Origin of the sequence: Sphingomonas sp. LHG3406-1 (assembly GCF_029637485.1) — a bacterium.
Taxonomy (GTDB): domain Bacteria; phylum Pseudomonadota; class Alphaproteobacteria; order Sphingomonadales; family Sphingomonadaceae; genus Sphingomicrobium.
This window is the reverse complement of record NZ_CP069128.1, coordinates 2463017-2476352: the sequence shown is the minus strand read 5'-3', so window position 1 is coordinate 2476352 and position 13336 is coordinate 2463017. Positions and strand designations below refer to the sequence as shown.

Sequence of the window (13336 nt, the reverse complement as noted above, 5' to 3'; positions counted from 1 at the left end):
GACCTCTCTCAGCGGATGGCGGCGAGGGGTCCGTCGCCACCGGCGGTGTCGAGGCCGTAGATGTCGGGCGCATAGGCGATGCGGCCATCGGCTTCGGGGCGGACGGTGAGATAGGTGAGGAACACCGGCACGCCCTGCGCCAGCGGCACGTTGACTTCGGCGCGGGAGGATGAAGCGACGGGGTCGCGGCCGAGCAGCCAGCGACCGAGCCGGGCGGCATCCTCCAGCCGGACACAGCCCGAGCTGAAGGCGCGCTCGCTTTGCGCGAACAGGGCGCGGTCGGGCGTGTCGTGGAGGTAGATGCCGAGCTCGTTGGGGAATTCGAACTTCATCGCGCCCATCGAGTTGGTGGGTCCGGGAAGCTGACGCACGCGGGCTTCGGCCTTGCCGTCGGCGACCGCCTGCCAGTCGATGGTGGCGGGATCGACGACGGTCGAGTCCGCTTCCCAGCCCGACAGCACCTCATAATTGCGCGACTTGAGCCAGGCGGTGCCATGGCGGAGGACGTTGGGCGCGATGATGGTGGCGGCGAGGTCGACCGGCACGTTCCAATAGGGATTGAGCGTCACCTGGCGGAGCGTTCCGGCCATCAGCGGCGTCTTCATGCTCGCCTTGCCGACGACCACCTTCATGCGGTCGACCACCTGGCCGTCCTCGATCATCATCAGCTGCTGGCTGGCGATGTCGACAAGGACGAAGCGGCCGCTCGCCGGGAGCAGTCGGGCGCGCTCGAGGCTGGCCCTCAGGGCACGGCTGGGCTCGCCGAGGAAGCGCATGTCCTCGGCGGCGGCCGCGCGGAGGGCGGCATGGACCGGGTTGATGTCGACCGTGCGGCGAACGAAAGCGGCGAGGTCGGGTGCCTTTGCGGCGGCCTCGAGCAGCCGCGCCGGGCTCGGCACGCGCGGGCTGAGCGTCGGATCGGCGAACACCATCGACGCCTTGCCGGGCCAGCTGAGCGCCTGGGCGTGGAGGACGAACGCGTTGCTCATCAGCCGTTCGGCCTCGCGTGTCGCCCCTGGCCGGCCGGCTTCTGCATGGACGAGCGCGCTCTCGATCGAAGCGGCGAGGTCCGGACCGTCGGCAAAGCCGTCGATCGGTGCGCTTCGAAGGGCTTCGAGGAGGGTACGGACGGCTTCGGGGGAGTTGAGCCAGAGCGGCTGCTGGCGGGCGTCGTAGAAGCGCGACACCGCCGAGGCGGCGGGCAGTCGGTCGGAAGCGACGTCGGCAGCCACGACGGGCGTGGCAAACCCCAGCGTCGCAGCAAGGGCAACGCCGAGGAACAGTTGGTGGCGCACGGCAGAAACTCGCAGAAAGTCAGGTTCTTGCCGGGTTAAACGATCCGATAACCGCAAGGTTCAATGCGGCGGGCCGGCGATCCAGCGTTCGAGCCGGGCCTTGAGGCCGCGCCGTGGCGGAACGAAGGCAGCGACCGGCGCCGGCTCCGGATCGGCGCCGGCGTCGAACAGCTGGAGGTTGCGCGGCAGGCGCGGGCGAAGCGTCTCGCGCCCGCGCATGACGTCCTCGGCGAGCGCCAGTGCGCGGTGCACGTCATTGCCGGTGAAGGGCTTGAGCAGCAGGCCGAGCGCAAGGTCGGGCATGGCGAAGCCCGGCGCCCGCCCGGTGACGAACAGGCAGGGCACGCCGGCATCGTTGAGGCGCACCGCGACGGAGAAGCCGGTCGAGCCGCGCGCGAGGTGGAGGTCGACCAGGGCGAGGTCGGGCTCGTCATGCTCGAGAAGTTCGAGCGCGCTCGGCAGATCCTCGGCGATGCCGACGACGCGGTAGCGCGGATTATCCTCGACCAGGTAACGCAACGTCTCGGCCAGTGGCCGCTCATCCTCGACGATCAGGATCTTCAACACCTTGAACCCCTCCTGGCGGCGGTGCCGCTCCCGGAGGAAGGGTTGCAGGGGAAGACGGGCATGCGAATCCCGGATTCAGCGGATTATCGCCAAGGCGTTTGGTTACGGGGCTGAAACGTCATGACGTCAGGGTCCCCGCGCGGGAACAAACGCCGGGAGCCATCACACCCACCGGTCGGCGGAGGAAACGGCCTCCTGCTTGCGCAGGAGGACAGCTCAACTGGCGCGGTAGAAGATGTGGGCGCCGATCTTCTCGACGCGGGCCAGGCGGCGGCCCCAGCTCGGCGCGACATAGTCCGCATGGTACCAGAGGACGTCCGACGGGATGGCGTCGGCGGCGGCGACGACGGCGATGCGGGTGATCGCCTCGGCATAGGCCCAGGCGGCGCTGGAGCGGTTAACGCCGGGCATGCGGCCCGAGCGAGGGTTGACGAAGCTGAACTGCCAGGGCTGCTTGACCACTTCGCACCAGCTGCCCGGATAGCGGCCCGAGGCGGCGCGGTTCATGATCACTTCGGCGACGGCGAGCTGGCCGTCCAGCGGCTCGCCGCGCGCCTCATGATAGACGGCGGTGGCGATGCACTCTTCCTGCGCGCTGAGGCGGACGCCCGGATTGTTCATCCTGGCCCAGACCATCGGCCACAAGGCGGCATGGCTCACGGCCGGGCGGACGTCGGTGGTGCCGGTCGGCGGCGTGATGCCGGTGACGGGACGCGGCGTGGCGGAAAGGACGGCGGCGCGGCCAGGAGCGGCCGGCTGGAGAACGGTGGCGGCAGGAGCCGGCGTGACGTTGAGGATCGGCGTCGCGGTGACGCTCGCAGTGGCGGTCGGAGATGCTGGGCTGGTCGCCAGCTGGGCCGAAGCCGGGGTCGCCAGTCCGGCGACGGACAACAGGAAAGCCATCGCGGGCACGCGGCCCAACGCCAGTCGATCGATCAAATCTATTCTCTACCTCGTGCGGCCGAGGGTCCGTCCATCCGCCAACATCATGCGCCCGAATGCCTGGCGCCGTGCGGTGGGAACCGTCGTCCGTCTTGCCCCGAGGCCCGAAAGGCCGGCCTCGTCGCTCTGAATTGCTGGAGGGGAGATACGGGGGAGTCGCCGCAATGTAACCCCGTCAGGGGCGAACGGAGCCGGTCGAGCGGTAAGTCGTTGGAACCAATCTCGGTTTGGGACAACGTTAAGGACGAGACGAAGCATCCCGGCGTCGAGCCGAGTTGCTCAGGCTGGCCGGTCCGCGCCTCAAGCGCAGCAATCGTGGCGAATCGCCGGCGACTGCTGCGCCCGAGAAGGAAAGCGAGCGCGGACCTGCGATGGTGGCAGGGAGAAAAGCCTAGGCGGCTTCGGCCTTGCGGCTCTGGCGCTTGCGCTCGTGCGGATCGAGGTGGCGCTTGCGCAGGCGGATGACCTTGGGGGTCACCTCGACCAGCTCGTCGTCCTGAATGTAGGCGATCGCCTGCTCCAGCGTCATGCGGCGCGGCGGGGTCAGGCGGATGCCCTCGTCCTTACCCGAGGCACGGAAGTTGGTGAGCTGCTTGGACTTCAAGGGATTGACCTCGAGGTCCTGCGGCTTGGCATTCTCGCCGATGATCATGCCCTCGTAGAGGTCGTCGCCGGGCGAGATGAAGAGCACGCCGCGCTCTTCCAGCATGTTCAGCGCATAGGCCTGCGCCTTGCCCTTCTCCATCGAGATGAGCACACCGTTCTGGCGGCCGGTGATCTGGCCCTTGTGGGGACCGTACTTCTCGAACAGGCGGTTCATGATGCCGGTGCCGCGGGTGTCGGACAGGAACTCGCCATGATAGCCGATCAGGCCGCGCGAGGGCGCGCTGAAGGTCAGGCGGGTCTTGCCGGCGCCGGACGGGCGCATGTCGGTCATCTCGGCCTTGCGAAGGCTCATCTTCTCGACGACCGTGCCGGAGAATTCGTCGTCGACGTCGATGACGACCGTCTCATACGGCTCCTCGCGGCCGTTCGGGCCGTCCTGGAACAGCACGCGCGGACGGCTGATCGACAGTTCAAAGCCTTCGCGGCGGAGCGTCTCGATCAGCACGCCCAGCTGGAGTTCGCCGCGGCCGGCCACTTCATAGCTGTCATTGTCGTGGGCGACGGTGACGCGGATGGCGACGTTGGTCTCCGCCTCGCGCTCCAGCCGCTCGCGGATGACCCGGCTCTGCACCTTGTCGCCGTCGCGCCCGGCATAGGGACTGTCGTTGACCGCGAAGCTCATGGCGAGCGTCGGCGGATCGATCGGACGCGCCTTGATCGGGGTGGTGACCGACGGGGTGGCGATGGTGTTGGAGACGGTCGCGTTCATCAGGCCGGCGATGGCGATGATGTCGCCCGCCTGCGCCTGCTCGACCGGCACGCGCTCGAGGCCGTGGAAGGCGAAGATCTTGGTCGCTCGGCCTTCCTCGACCTTGGCACCGTGGACGTCGAGCGCCCGGATCGGCTGGTTGATGTGGAGCGTGCCCGATTCGACGCGGCCGGTCAGGATACGGCCGAGGAAGGGATCGCGGTCGAGCAGGGTGGCGAGCATCTGGAATTCGCCATGGACCGGCAGGCCGGGCTCGGGGATGTGGCTGACGATGGTTTCGAACAAGGGCGTGAGGTCGCCCTCGCGCACCGTGTCCTCGCGGCCCGCATAGCCGGCGCGGCCCGAGGCGTAGAGCACCGGGAAGTCGAGCTGCTCGTCGTTGGCGTCGAGGCTGAGGAACAGCTCGAACACCTCGTCCAGCACTTCGGCCGCGCGGCCGTCGGGACGGTCGATCTTGTTGACGACGACGATCGGCTTCAGGCCAAGGCCGAGCGCCTTGCCGGTGACGAACTTGGTCTGCGGCATCGGTCCTTCGGCGGCATCGACGAGCAGGATAACTCCGTCGACCATCGACAGGATGCGCTCCACCTCGGCCCCGAAATCGGCGTGGCCGGGCGTATCGACGATGTTGATGCGCGTGGCCGTGCCCTCGGCATCCGCCCACTCTACCGACGTGCACTTGGCGAGGATGGTGATGCCCCGCTCCTTCTCGAGGTCGGTCGAGTCCATGGCGCGCTCTTCCACGCGCTGATTGTCGCGGAAGGTGCCGGATTGGCGGAACAGTTGGTCGACAAGCGTCGTCTTGCCATGGTCGACGTGGGCGATGATCGCCACGTTGCGGAGGGCCATTATCGATTTCCTTGGGGGGTAAGTTGGCGCGCCCGTAGCCCAATTGCTGCGTTGCGGCAATGGAAGGCTGGCCGAACCGGCCAATCCGCCGACTGTGGCCGCTTTGTCACGGTTTCCGCGGGAAGTCGGATCGCCGACTCAAAAAGAGGGAAACAAGTTCGGGGGACCGTCGTTTGCGGCGCATCACAGGTCCACTCGGAGAAAATATGAAAAAGACCTTCCTCGTTGCCTGCGCCGCTATCGCGGTCGCAGCAAGCCCGGCTGCGGCCGAACCCTATGTCGGCGTCAGCGGCGGCGTCCTGTTCCCCAAGGACAATGAGTTCGACTTCGCGGTCGATCCGGCCCTTGCAGGTCCGACCGTCGTCTACGAAGACGCCGTCGGCATCGACTACAAGCGTGGCTACGACGTCGACGTCAACCTCGGCTACGACTTCGGTCTGTTCCGCCTCGAGGGTGAGCTCGGCTACAAGCGCGCCAAGCTCGACAATGTCGAACTGAGCCCGGCCGCGCTGACCGCGCTCCAGACCGAGTTCGGCACCACCTTCAACCCCGAGACGGACCTTGACCTCGACGGTCGTGCGTCGGTTCTCAGCGGCATGCTCAACGGTCTCGTCGACATCGGCGGCGACGGTGGCGTTGGCTTCTTCGCCGGCGTCGGCGCCGGCCGCGCCCGCGTCAAGTTCGCTGGCGAGCGCGACACCACCTGGGCCTACCAGCTCCTCGCCGGCGTTCGCGCGCCGGTCAGCGACAACATCGACGTCGGCCTGAAGTATCGCTACTTCCGCACCGGCAAGCTCGACTTCTTCGCTGACGATGCGGCGCTGTTCTCGGACACGGATTCGTCGGTGTTCGGCCAGGGCAACCAGCGCTTCCGCAGCCACTCGCTGCTGGCGACGCTGAACTTCAACTTCGGCGGTTCGCCGGCCCCGATCGCCGAGCCGGCCCCGCCGCCCCCGCCGGTCGTCGAAGCGGCTCCGCCGCCGCCGCCGCCGCCCGCCACTCAGACCTGCCCGGACGGGTCGGTCGTGCTTGCGACGGACGCCTGCCCGGTTCCGCCGCCGCCGCCGCCCCCGCCGGCTGCGACGCCTGAGCGCGGCTAAGGCTTCATAGCCTGAAACCAGTGAAGGGCTCCGGAACCTTGCGTTCCGGGGCCCTTTGCTTTTGTGAGGAACGGTGCGCCGTCCCCTCCCCCGCTCCGTCTGGGTCCTTGGCTTCGTCAGCCTGTTCATGGACCTGTCGAGCGAGATCATCCACGCGCTGCTGCCGCTGTTCGTCACGGTGACACTCGGCGCCAGCGTGGCGGTGCTGGGCGCGATCGACGGGGTGGCGGAGGCCACCGCGAGCTTCGCCAAGCTGGCCGGCGGGCGGCTCAGCGATCGCAATCGCAGGCGCAAGCCGTGGATCCTTCTCGGCTATGGGCTGGCGGCGGCGACCAAGCCGCTGTTCGCCTTTGCGACGGGGCCGCTGGCGGTGCTCGGGGCGCGGCTGGTCGACCGGACGGCAAAGGGCCTGAGGGGCGCGCCGCGCGACGCGCTGATCGCCGACGATACCCCGCCCGAGCAAAGGGGCGCCGCCTACGGCCTGCGCCAGAGCCTCGATACGGCCGGCGCGTTGCTGGCGCCGATTGCGGCGGCCGGGCTGATGATCTGGCTTGCGGGCGACATCCGCTCCGTCTTCTGGATCGCGGTCGTCCCGGCTGTGGTGGCGGTACTCATCCTGCTGTTGTTCCTGAAGGAACCAGCCGAGCACCGCGCGCAGACCAGGCCGCAGCCGCTGCTCAGCGGGTTTCGCGAGGTGGACCGCAATTGCCGGCGATCATCCTCGTCGCCTTCCTGTTCACGCTAGCGCGCTTTTCCGAAGGTTTCTTCGTGCTGAAGGCGGTCGAGGAAGGCGTCGCCCTGACGCTCGCGCCGCTGGTGCTGGTGGTGTTCAACCTTTCCTATTTCCTGCTCTCCTACCCGGCCGGCGCCCTGTCCGACCGACGCGATCCCCGCACCATCCTGACGACGGGGATCGCGCTGCTGGTGGCGGGCAACCTGCTGCTGGCGATGGTGCCGGGGATGGTCGGCCTGCTGCTCGGGGTCGCCCTGTGGGGCGCGCACATGGCGCTGACGCAGGGACTGTTCGCCAAGCTGGTCGCCGGTGCCGCGCCGCCACACCTGCGCGCGACGAGCTTTGGCCTGTTCCATGTCGCGACGGGCATCGGGCTGCTGCTGGCGAGCCTCGGCGGCGGCATGCTGTGGGACCGCGACGGAGCGGACGCCACCTTCCTGGCGAGCGCCGCGGTGGCGGCGGCAGCAGGGGTGATGCTGTGGCAGCTGCCGGAGGGACGTCGCGTCAGTTGATCACCCACTCCGTCGCGACGTTGCGCCATTCGCCCGCGCCGATCAGCTGGCGATGGTTGAGGCGGATCGAGTGGAGGGTGGCTTCGATTTCGCGCCGCCAGTGATCGAGGAAGTGGTGCAACGCCGGAAACCTCGGCGCCACATCATATTGCTGGAAGGAGAAGAGCTGGAGCAGGCTCGGGTGGTCCGGCATATAATAATGCACTTCGACCAGGCTAAGCCCATAGCCTTCGAGCTGAAGCTGGAGATCGGGGGTGACCAGTCCCTTCGTCATGCTCCTCTCCCATGAAGTCCCGACACTATCGACGCAAATGGTTGCGTTTCCGTTCCCAGCGTCAAGCGGGAACGCTATGAGGGTGAGGATCTGACAGGGGAGGAAGGAATGGCGGATGCGAGGTTTGCGCCCCAGCCGTTCAAGAAATGGTACTGGGCGGGCGCGATTGGCGTGCTCCTGTTCATGCTGATCGGCGTGGCCGGCTATTTGGCGACGGTGATGACGCCGATCGAGCAATTCCCGGCCGATCGCCAGGCGCTGATGGCCGCGATGCCCGCGTGGCAGACCTCAGTCTATGCCATTGCCGTCTGGTCGGGTCTGGTCGGCGCGGTCGGGCTGCTGCTTCGCCGGCGCTGGTCGGTTCCGGTCCTGCTCGTCTCGCTGATCGGGGCAATCGGCACGTTCCTGCCCTTCGCTATCACGCCGGCCGTGCGGGAACTTGGCACGGAAGGCGACGTGGTCGCGGCCGTCGTGGTCATCGCCCTGTGCTGGACCAGCTTCTGGTTCGCCCGGCATTCGCAACAGAGAGGTTGGCTTCGTTGAGTACCTTCACCCTCGATACCGCGACCAGCCGCGCGACCCCGTCGCCGGTGCCCGGCAAGCGCATGACCGTGCCGACGCTCAAGGGCCGCAAGCAGGACGGCGTCACAAGCCAGCCGATCGTGATGCTGACCGCCTATACGATGCGGATGGCGCAGCTGCTCGACCCCCATTGCGACCTGCTGCTGGTGGGGGACAGCCTCGGGCAGGTGATCTACGGCCTGCCGTCGACCGTGCCGGTGACGCTGGAGATGATGTGCGCCCATGGCGCGGCGGTGGTGCGCGGAAGCTGGCATGCGCTGGTCGCCGTCGACATGCCGTTCGGAAGCTATGAGGCGAGCCCCGAACAGGCCTTCGCCAGCGCGGCGCGGGTGATGAAGGAGACGGGCTGCGCCGCGGTGAAGCTGGAAGGCGGCGCGGCCATGGCGCCGACCGTCCGCTTCCTGACCGAGCGAGGAATCCCGGTGATCGGCCATGTCGGGCTGACCCCGCAGGCGGTGAACGCGCTCGGCGGCTATGGCGCGCGCGGCCGGTCGGAGGCCGAAGCGGCCAAGATCAGGGCGGATGCGGTGGCGGTGGCCGAGGCCGGCGCCTTCGCGGTCGTGCTCGAAGGGGTGATGGAGGATCTCGCGACCGAGATCACGCGGGCCATTCCCGTCCCTTCAATCGGGATCGGCGCCTCGGCCGAATGCGACGGCCAGGTGCTGGTGACCGAGGACATGCTCGGCCTGTTCGAGCGCACCCCGCGGTTCGTGAAGCGTTACGACGACCTCGCCAGCCGGATCGGCCAGGCGGTCGAGACCTATGCCGGGGAAGTCCGGGCGCGCAGCTTCCCGACCAGCGACCAGACCTACCGCCCCAAGGGCTGATCCCCGAGGAAAGCGCGGAGGGCGGTGACGAACTGCTGCCACCCCGGCTCGTCCTCGAGCAGGATGTGGTTGGCGCTGTCGATCGGGACCAGGGTCGCGCCGGGGATCTTCGCAGCCAGATATTCGCCGTTCTGGAAGGGGATCACGGCATCGTCGCGGGCATGCATGACGAGGGTCGGGACGGAGACTTGGGGAAGCATGTGGCGGACATCGATCCCGCCGAAGACATGCTGCAGCCGTTCGGCATTCTCAGGCGAGGTCGAGGCGCGCTGCATCTCGTTGAACCAGTCCGCCTGCTCGCGCGTGCCGCCGGGAATGTAGAGGCTGGTGAACAGCTGCCGGTAGGCCGGATTGTTGGCGCCCCACCCCGTCCGGCACAGGGTGATCATCGCTTCGCGGCGCGCCAGATCGTCCCCCGCCAGCCGCCCGCGGAAGCCGAGGGCATAGCCGCCGAGCAGCACCAGCCGGCGAATCCGGCCGGGATGGCGGAGCGAATAGGCGATCGCGACCGCCGCGCCCTGCGAGATGGCGAACAGGTCGAACCGCTCCAGCCCGGCGGCATCGACGACCGCCTCGAGATCGTCGACAAAGGCTTCGAAGCCGAGCTCGCTGTTCCATTCGCTGAGACCGTTGCCGCGCTCGTCGTAGCGGATCAGGCGATTGTCCCGCGTGAGCTCCTTGAGCCAGTGGCGCCACAGCGGGCTTTCCCAGTCGAAGGTCAGGTGGTTCAGCCAATTGGCGGTCTTCAGCAGCGGAAAGCCGGCGCCCGCATCGGCCCAGGCGATGCGCGTGCCGTCCCGCGCGCGGCAGCTGTGCAGTTGCTGCGGCGGAAGGTCCGGTCCCTCGTCGCGCCGCATCGCCGAGCGTCGCCACTTCGCCGGCGGCGCGCCAAATTGCCGCTTGAAGGCACGGTTGAACGCCGCCTCGCTGCCGAAGCCGGTCCGCCAGGCGATCTCGGCGAGGCTCAGTTTCTCTCCCGACAGGAGCCGGGCGGCCACCTCCAGCCGCCATCGCCCCGCATAACGGATCGGCGGCATGCCCGTGGCGGCGGCGAAACGCTCGCACAGGACGCTTCGCGACACGCCCGCCTCGCGCGCCAGCGCCGTGATGCTGAGCGGCTCGGCATAATGGGCGTGGATGAGGTCGAGCGCCCGCGCGACCGCCCGGTCATGAAGCGCGCCCGGTGGCGGCCTGGCCAGGTCCTGCTGCGCCGGCATGGACATGGTTTTCCGGCTTTTCGATCAATTCTTCAAGACGGGCGGTCATGGCCCGGCGCCGGGGTCGGCGGCACAAGCTGCACCGAGCAGCAGCAGGGAGTTCAACGCATGAGCCGCTGGCCCATCATGGCCTATTCCGTCACGGTCTATGCCATCTTCTTCGCCACCTTCCTTTACCTGATCGCCTTCGTCGGCGACCTGCCGTTCGCGCCGCTGACGGTGAACCGGGGCGGCGGCTTCGGTCCGGTCGCCACGGCGGTCGGGGTCGATCTGACGCTGATCGCATTGTTCGGCCTGCAGCACAGCGGCATGGCCCGGCGCGGGTTCAAGCGCTGGCTGACGGGATTTGTCCCCGCGGCGGTCGAGCGCAGCACCTATGTGCTGGCGGCAAGCGTGATGCTGATGCTCATGTTCGTCCTGTGGCGGCCGATTCCGGCCTTCCTGTGGTCGGCAGATGGTGTGGCGGCAGTCCTGCTGTGGGGCCTGTTCGCGCTCGGATGGGGAATCGTGCTACTCAGCACCTTCCTCATCAACCATTTCGAGCTGTTCGGGCTGCAGCAGGCCTGGTTCAACCTCCGGGCGCGGGACGCCTCGGACCCGATCTTCCGCACGCCGCTGCTCTACAAGCTGGTCCGTCATCCGATCTACCTCGGCTTCTTCATCGCCTTCTGGTCGGTGCCGACGATGACCGCCGGTGGCCTGCTCTTCGCCGGGGGCATGAGCCTGTTCATGCTGGTCGGGATACAGCTGGAGGAGCGCGACCTGATTGCCCTCTTCGGCGAGCGCTACCACCGGTATCGGCGGGAAGCCGGAATGCTCCTGCCACGCCTGAGGCGCGGGTAAGACGAACGAGCCCGGCCGAAGCGATCGGCCGGGCTCTTTGCCAAATGACGCACCTCGGCTAGACGCTACGCAACGCAAAGCTCCCGTTCATCGTCCGCGGGCGATAGGAGGCTTGCTTCCTGGCATCTTAAGAAGGTCCTGTCTTGGCTCTGGCTCCCGGCGAAACAAGCGAAAGCTTCATCCGCGAAGTCGATGAAAATCTCCGGCGCGACCAGGCTGAGGCGGTGGTCAAGCGCTACGGCAGCTGGTTCGCGGCGGCGGCCGTGCTGCTGCTGCTCGCCGTCGGCGGATGGCTGTTCTGGCAGAACCGTCAGAACGAGAAGGCTGCCACCAACAGCGAGACGTTCAGCGCCATTCTGTCGGACGTCGGCCAGCCCAAGCAGGATTCGGCCAGGCGGCTGGACGCGCTCGCCGCCGACGCCAATCCGAGCATGGAAGCGGCGGCCCGGCTGACCCGCGCGGCGCTTGCGCTGCAGAGCGGCGATCGGACCACCGCAGTTGCGCAATATGGGCAGGTCGCCGACGACAAGTCGGTACCGCAGGCCTATCGCGACGCGGCTTTGGTCCGCCGCACCCAGCTCGAGTTCGACAGCCTGAAGCCCGAGGATGTCGTCGCCCGGCTCCAGCCGCTCGCCGTCAAGGACAATGCCTGGTACGGCGCGGCCGGCGAACTGACCGCCCTTGCCATGCTCAAGAGCAATCGCCGCAACGAGGCCGCGACCCTGCTCAAGGCCATCGCCGCCGAGAAGAGCGTTCCCGCCACCATCCGTGCCCGGGTCGAACAGCTCGCCGGCAGCCTCTCCATTCCGGCCGCTCCCGCCGCCCGCTAGGACATGCACCGACCTATGATCCGCAAAACCGTCATCCTCCTTGCCACCGCCTCGCTGCTCGCCGGCTGCGGCGTGGTCGGCAAGTCGCGGCCGAAGACCCCGGTGGTCGGCGACCGCGTCTCGGTTCTCTCCACCGACCCCGACGTCCAGGTCGATCCGACCACAGCCGCTCTGCCCTTCTCGATTCCGGCGGCGACCGCCAACGAGAGCTGGACGCAGCCGGGCGGAACTCCGTCCAAGTCGGCCGGCCATCCGGCGCTCGGCGCCAGCGTGGCGCGGGCCTGGTCGGTGTCGATCGGCCAGGGCAGCCGGGTCGATAGCCGGCTCGCCAGCGCCCCGGTGGTTTCCGGCGGCACCGTCTACACGATCGACACGACCGCGACCGTCCGCGCCTTCGACGCGGCGACCGGCGGACAGCGCTGGTCGGCCCAGTTCGGCACCGAGCGCGGCAACAATGCGTCGCTGTTCGGCGGCGGCGTGGCGGCCGAGGGCGACCGTGTGTACGCCACCAACGGCCTCGGCTTCGTCACCGCGCTCAACGCCGCGACCGGAGCGGCCATCTGGCAGGTCCGCCCGGGCGGCCCGCTTCGCGGTGCCCCAACGGTGGTCGGCGACACCCTCTACGTGATGAGCCAGGACAACCAGCTCTACAGCCTCAAGACCGCCGACGGCGCGACCAACTGGTCCGCGACCGCCGCGGTCGAGATCGCCGGCGTGTACGGGACCGGCGCCCCGGCCTTCGCTCAGGGCACGGTGGTAGCGGGCTTCTCGTCGGGCGAGCTCAACGCCTATCGCTACGAGAATGGCCGCGTGGTGTGGCAGGACGCGCTTGCCCGCACCTCCATCTCGACCAGCGTCGCCACCCTGTCGGACATCGACGCTTCCCCGGTGATCGACAACGGGCAGGTGTTCGCGCTCGGCCAGGGCGGGCGGATGGTCGCGCTCGACCTCATCAGCGGCCAGCGCATCTGGGAGCTCAACCTCGCCGGCATCTCCACGCCGTGGGTTGCCGGCGACTGGCTGTTCGCGGTTACCGACGATGCCAAGGTGATGGCGATCAGCCGCACCAACGGGAAGATCCGCTGGATCAACCAGCTTCCGGCGTTCGAGAACCAGAAGGCCAAGCGCGGTCCGATCTCCTATGTCGGACCGGTGCTGGCCGGCGGTCGGCTGATCCTGGCCGGCGACAATGGCGTGATGGTCAACATCGACCCCGCGACCGGTGCCTTCCAGAGCCAGACCAAGCTCGACGCGGCGGTGACCGTGTCCCCGGTGGTGGCGAACAACACGCTTTACGTGCTCGACGACAAGGGACGGCTGAGCGCTTTCCGCTAGCGGTTATTGCGAGCGTGGCGTCGGCTGCCGCTCGCAATAGGCAAGTGTTTCCGCT

At 68.2% G+C, this 13336-nt stretch carries 14 protein-coding genes; 8 read left to right on the top strand and 6 right to left on the bottom strand.

Annotation, left to right across the window (positions count from 1 at the left end; genetic code table 11):
• Positions 1-8 precede the first annotated feature (8 nt).
• The 4 genes from JOY29_RS12090 to typA all read right to left on the bottom strand — a co-directional run bounded on the left by JOY29_RS12090 (position 9) and on the right by typA (position 5028).
• On the bottom strand, positions 9-1295 hold the full coding sequence (locus JOY29_RS12090; protein WP_300973784.1) for a L,D-transpeptidase family protein: 1287 nt from the start codon (positions 1293-1295) through the stop codon (positions 9-11).
• Between the two features lie 60 nt (positions 1296-1355).
• Positions 1356-1862, bottom strand: a complete 507-nt coding sequence (locus JOY29_RS12085) for a response regulator (protein ID WP_300973783.1) — start codon at positions 1860-1862, stop codon at positions 1356-1358.
• 216 nt (positions 1863-2078) lie between these two features.
• On the bottom strand, positions 2079-2765 hold the full coding sequence (locus JOY29_RS12080) for a cell wall hydrolase (protein WP_300973782.1): 687 nt from the start codon (positions 2763-2765) through the stop codon (positions 2079-2081).
• A 430-nt stretch (positions 2766-3195) separates the two neighbouring features.
• The gene (typA, locus tag JOY29_RS12075) at positions 3196-5028 is read right to left on the bottom strand and encodes a translational GTPase TypA (RefSeq protein ID WP_300973781.1); all 1833 of its coding nucleotides are present in this window, start codon (positions 5026-5028) and stop codon (positions 3196-3198) included.
• 206 nt (positions 5029-5234) lie between these two features.
• Between typA and JOY29_RS12070 the strand changes: the two genes are divergently transcribed.
• From JOY29_RS12070 to JOY29_RS12060, 3 genes are all read left to right on the top strand, one after another.
• Entirely contained in the window at positions 5235-6128 is an 894-nt protein-coding gene (locus JOY29_RS12070; protein WP_300973780.1) for an outer membrane beta-barrel protein, read from the top strand.
• Positions 6129-6201: 73 nt separating this feature from the next.
• On the top strand, positions 6202-6873 hold the full coding sequence (locus JOY29_RS12065) for an MFS transporter (RefSeq protein WP_300973779.1): 672 nt from the start codon (positions 6202-6204) through the stop codon (positions 6871-6873).
• Positions 6834-7373: an MFS transporter gene (locus JOY29_RS12060; protein ID WP_300973778.1), complete on the top strand. Its 540-nt coding sequence runs from the start codon at positions 6834-6836 to the stop codon at positions 7371-7373. Before JOY29_RS12065 ends, JOY29_RS12060 begins: the two co-directional genes overlap by 40 nt.
• Here JOY29_RS12060 and JOY29_RS12055 read toward each other — a convergent pair.
• Positions 7366-7647 carry a protein usg gene (locus JOY29_RS12055; protein ID WP_300973777.1) on the bottom strand — a complete coding sequence of 94 codons (282 nt, stop codon included), beginning with the start codon at positions 7645-7647 and terminating at the stop codon, positions 7366-7368. The genes JOY29_RS12060 and JOY29_RS12055 overlap by 8 nt on opposite strands.
• A 108-nt stretch (positions 7648-7755) precedes the next feature.
• Between JOY29_RS12055 and JOY29_RS12050 the strand changes: the two genes are divergently transcribed.
• On the top strand, positions 7756-8190 hold the full coding sequence (locus JOY29_RS12050; protein ID WP_300973776.1) for a hypothetical protein: 435 nt from the start codon (positions 7756-7758) through the stop codon (positions 8188-8190).
• Positions 8187-9056 (top strand): 3-methyl-2-oxobutanoate hydroxymethyltransferase, encoded by an 870-nt coding sequence (gene panB, locus JOY29_RS12045; protein WP_300973775.1) that lies wholly within the window; start codon positions 8187-8189, stop codon positions 9054-9056. Before JOY29_RS12050 ends, panB begins: the two co-directional genes overlap by 4 nt.
• On the opposite strand, the gene JOY29_RS12040 is transcribed toward panB, so the two are convergent.
• On the bottom strand, positions 9038-10273 hold the full coding sequence (locus tag JOY29_RS12040) for an alpha/beta fold hydrolase (RefSeq protein ID WP_300973774.1): 1236 nt from the start codon (positions 10271-10273) through the stop codon (positions 9038-9040). The two genes, panB and JOY29_RS12040, sit on opposite strands and share 19 nt — an antisense overlap.
• A 108-nt stretch (positions 10274-10381) precedes the next feature.
• Between JOY29_RS12040 and mddA the strand changes: the two genes are divergently transcribed.
• The 3 genes from mddA (at position 10382) to JOY29_RS12025 (ending at position 13281) form a co-directional block, all read left to right on the top strand.
• Positions 10382-11116, top strand: coding sequence for a methanethiol S-methyltransferase (gene mddA / locus JOY29_RS12035; protein WP_300973773.1), 735 nt, complete (start codon positions 10382-10384; stop codon positions 11114-11116).
• Between the two features lie 143 nt (positions 11117-11259).
• Positions 11260-11946, top strand: a complete 687-nt coding sequence (locus JOY29_RS12030) for a tetratricopeptide repeat protein (protein ID WP_300973772.1) — start codon at positions 11260-11262, stop codon at positions 11944-11946.
• 15 nt (positions 11947-11961) lie between these two features.
• A complete protein-coding gene (locus tag JOY29_RS12025; protein WP_300973771.1) occupies positions 11962-13281 on the top strand; it encodes a PQQ-binding-like beta-propeller repeat protein in 1320 nt (439 codons plus the stop codon).
• The last annotated feature ends 55 nt before the right edge of the window (positions 13282-13336 follow it).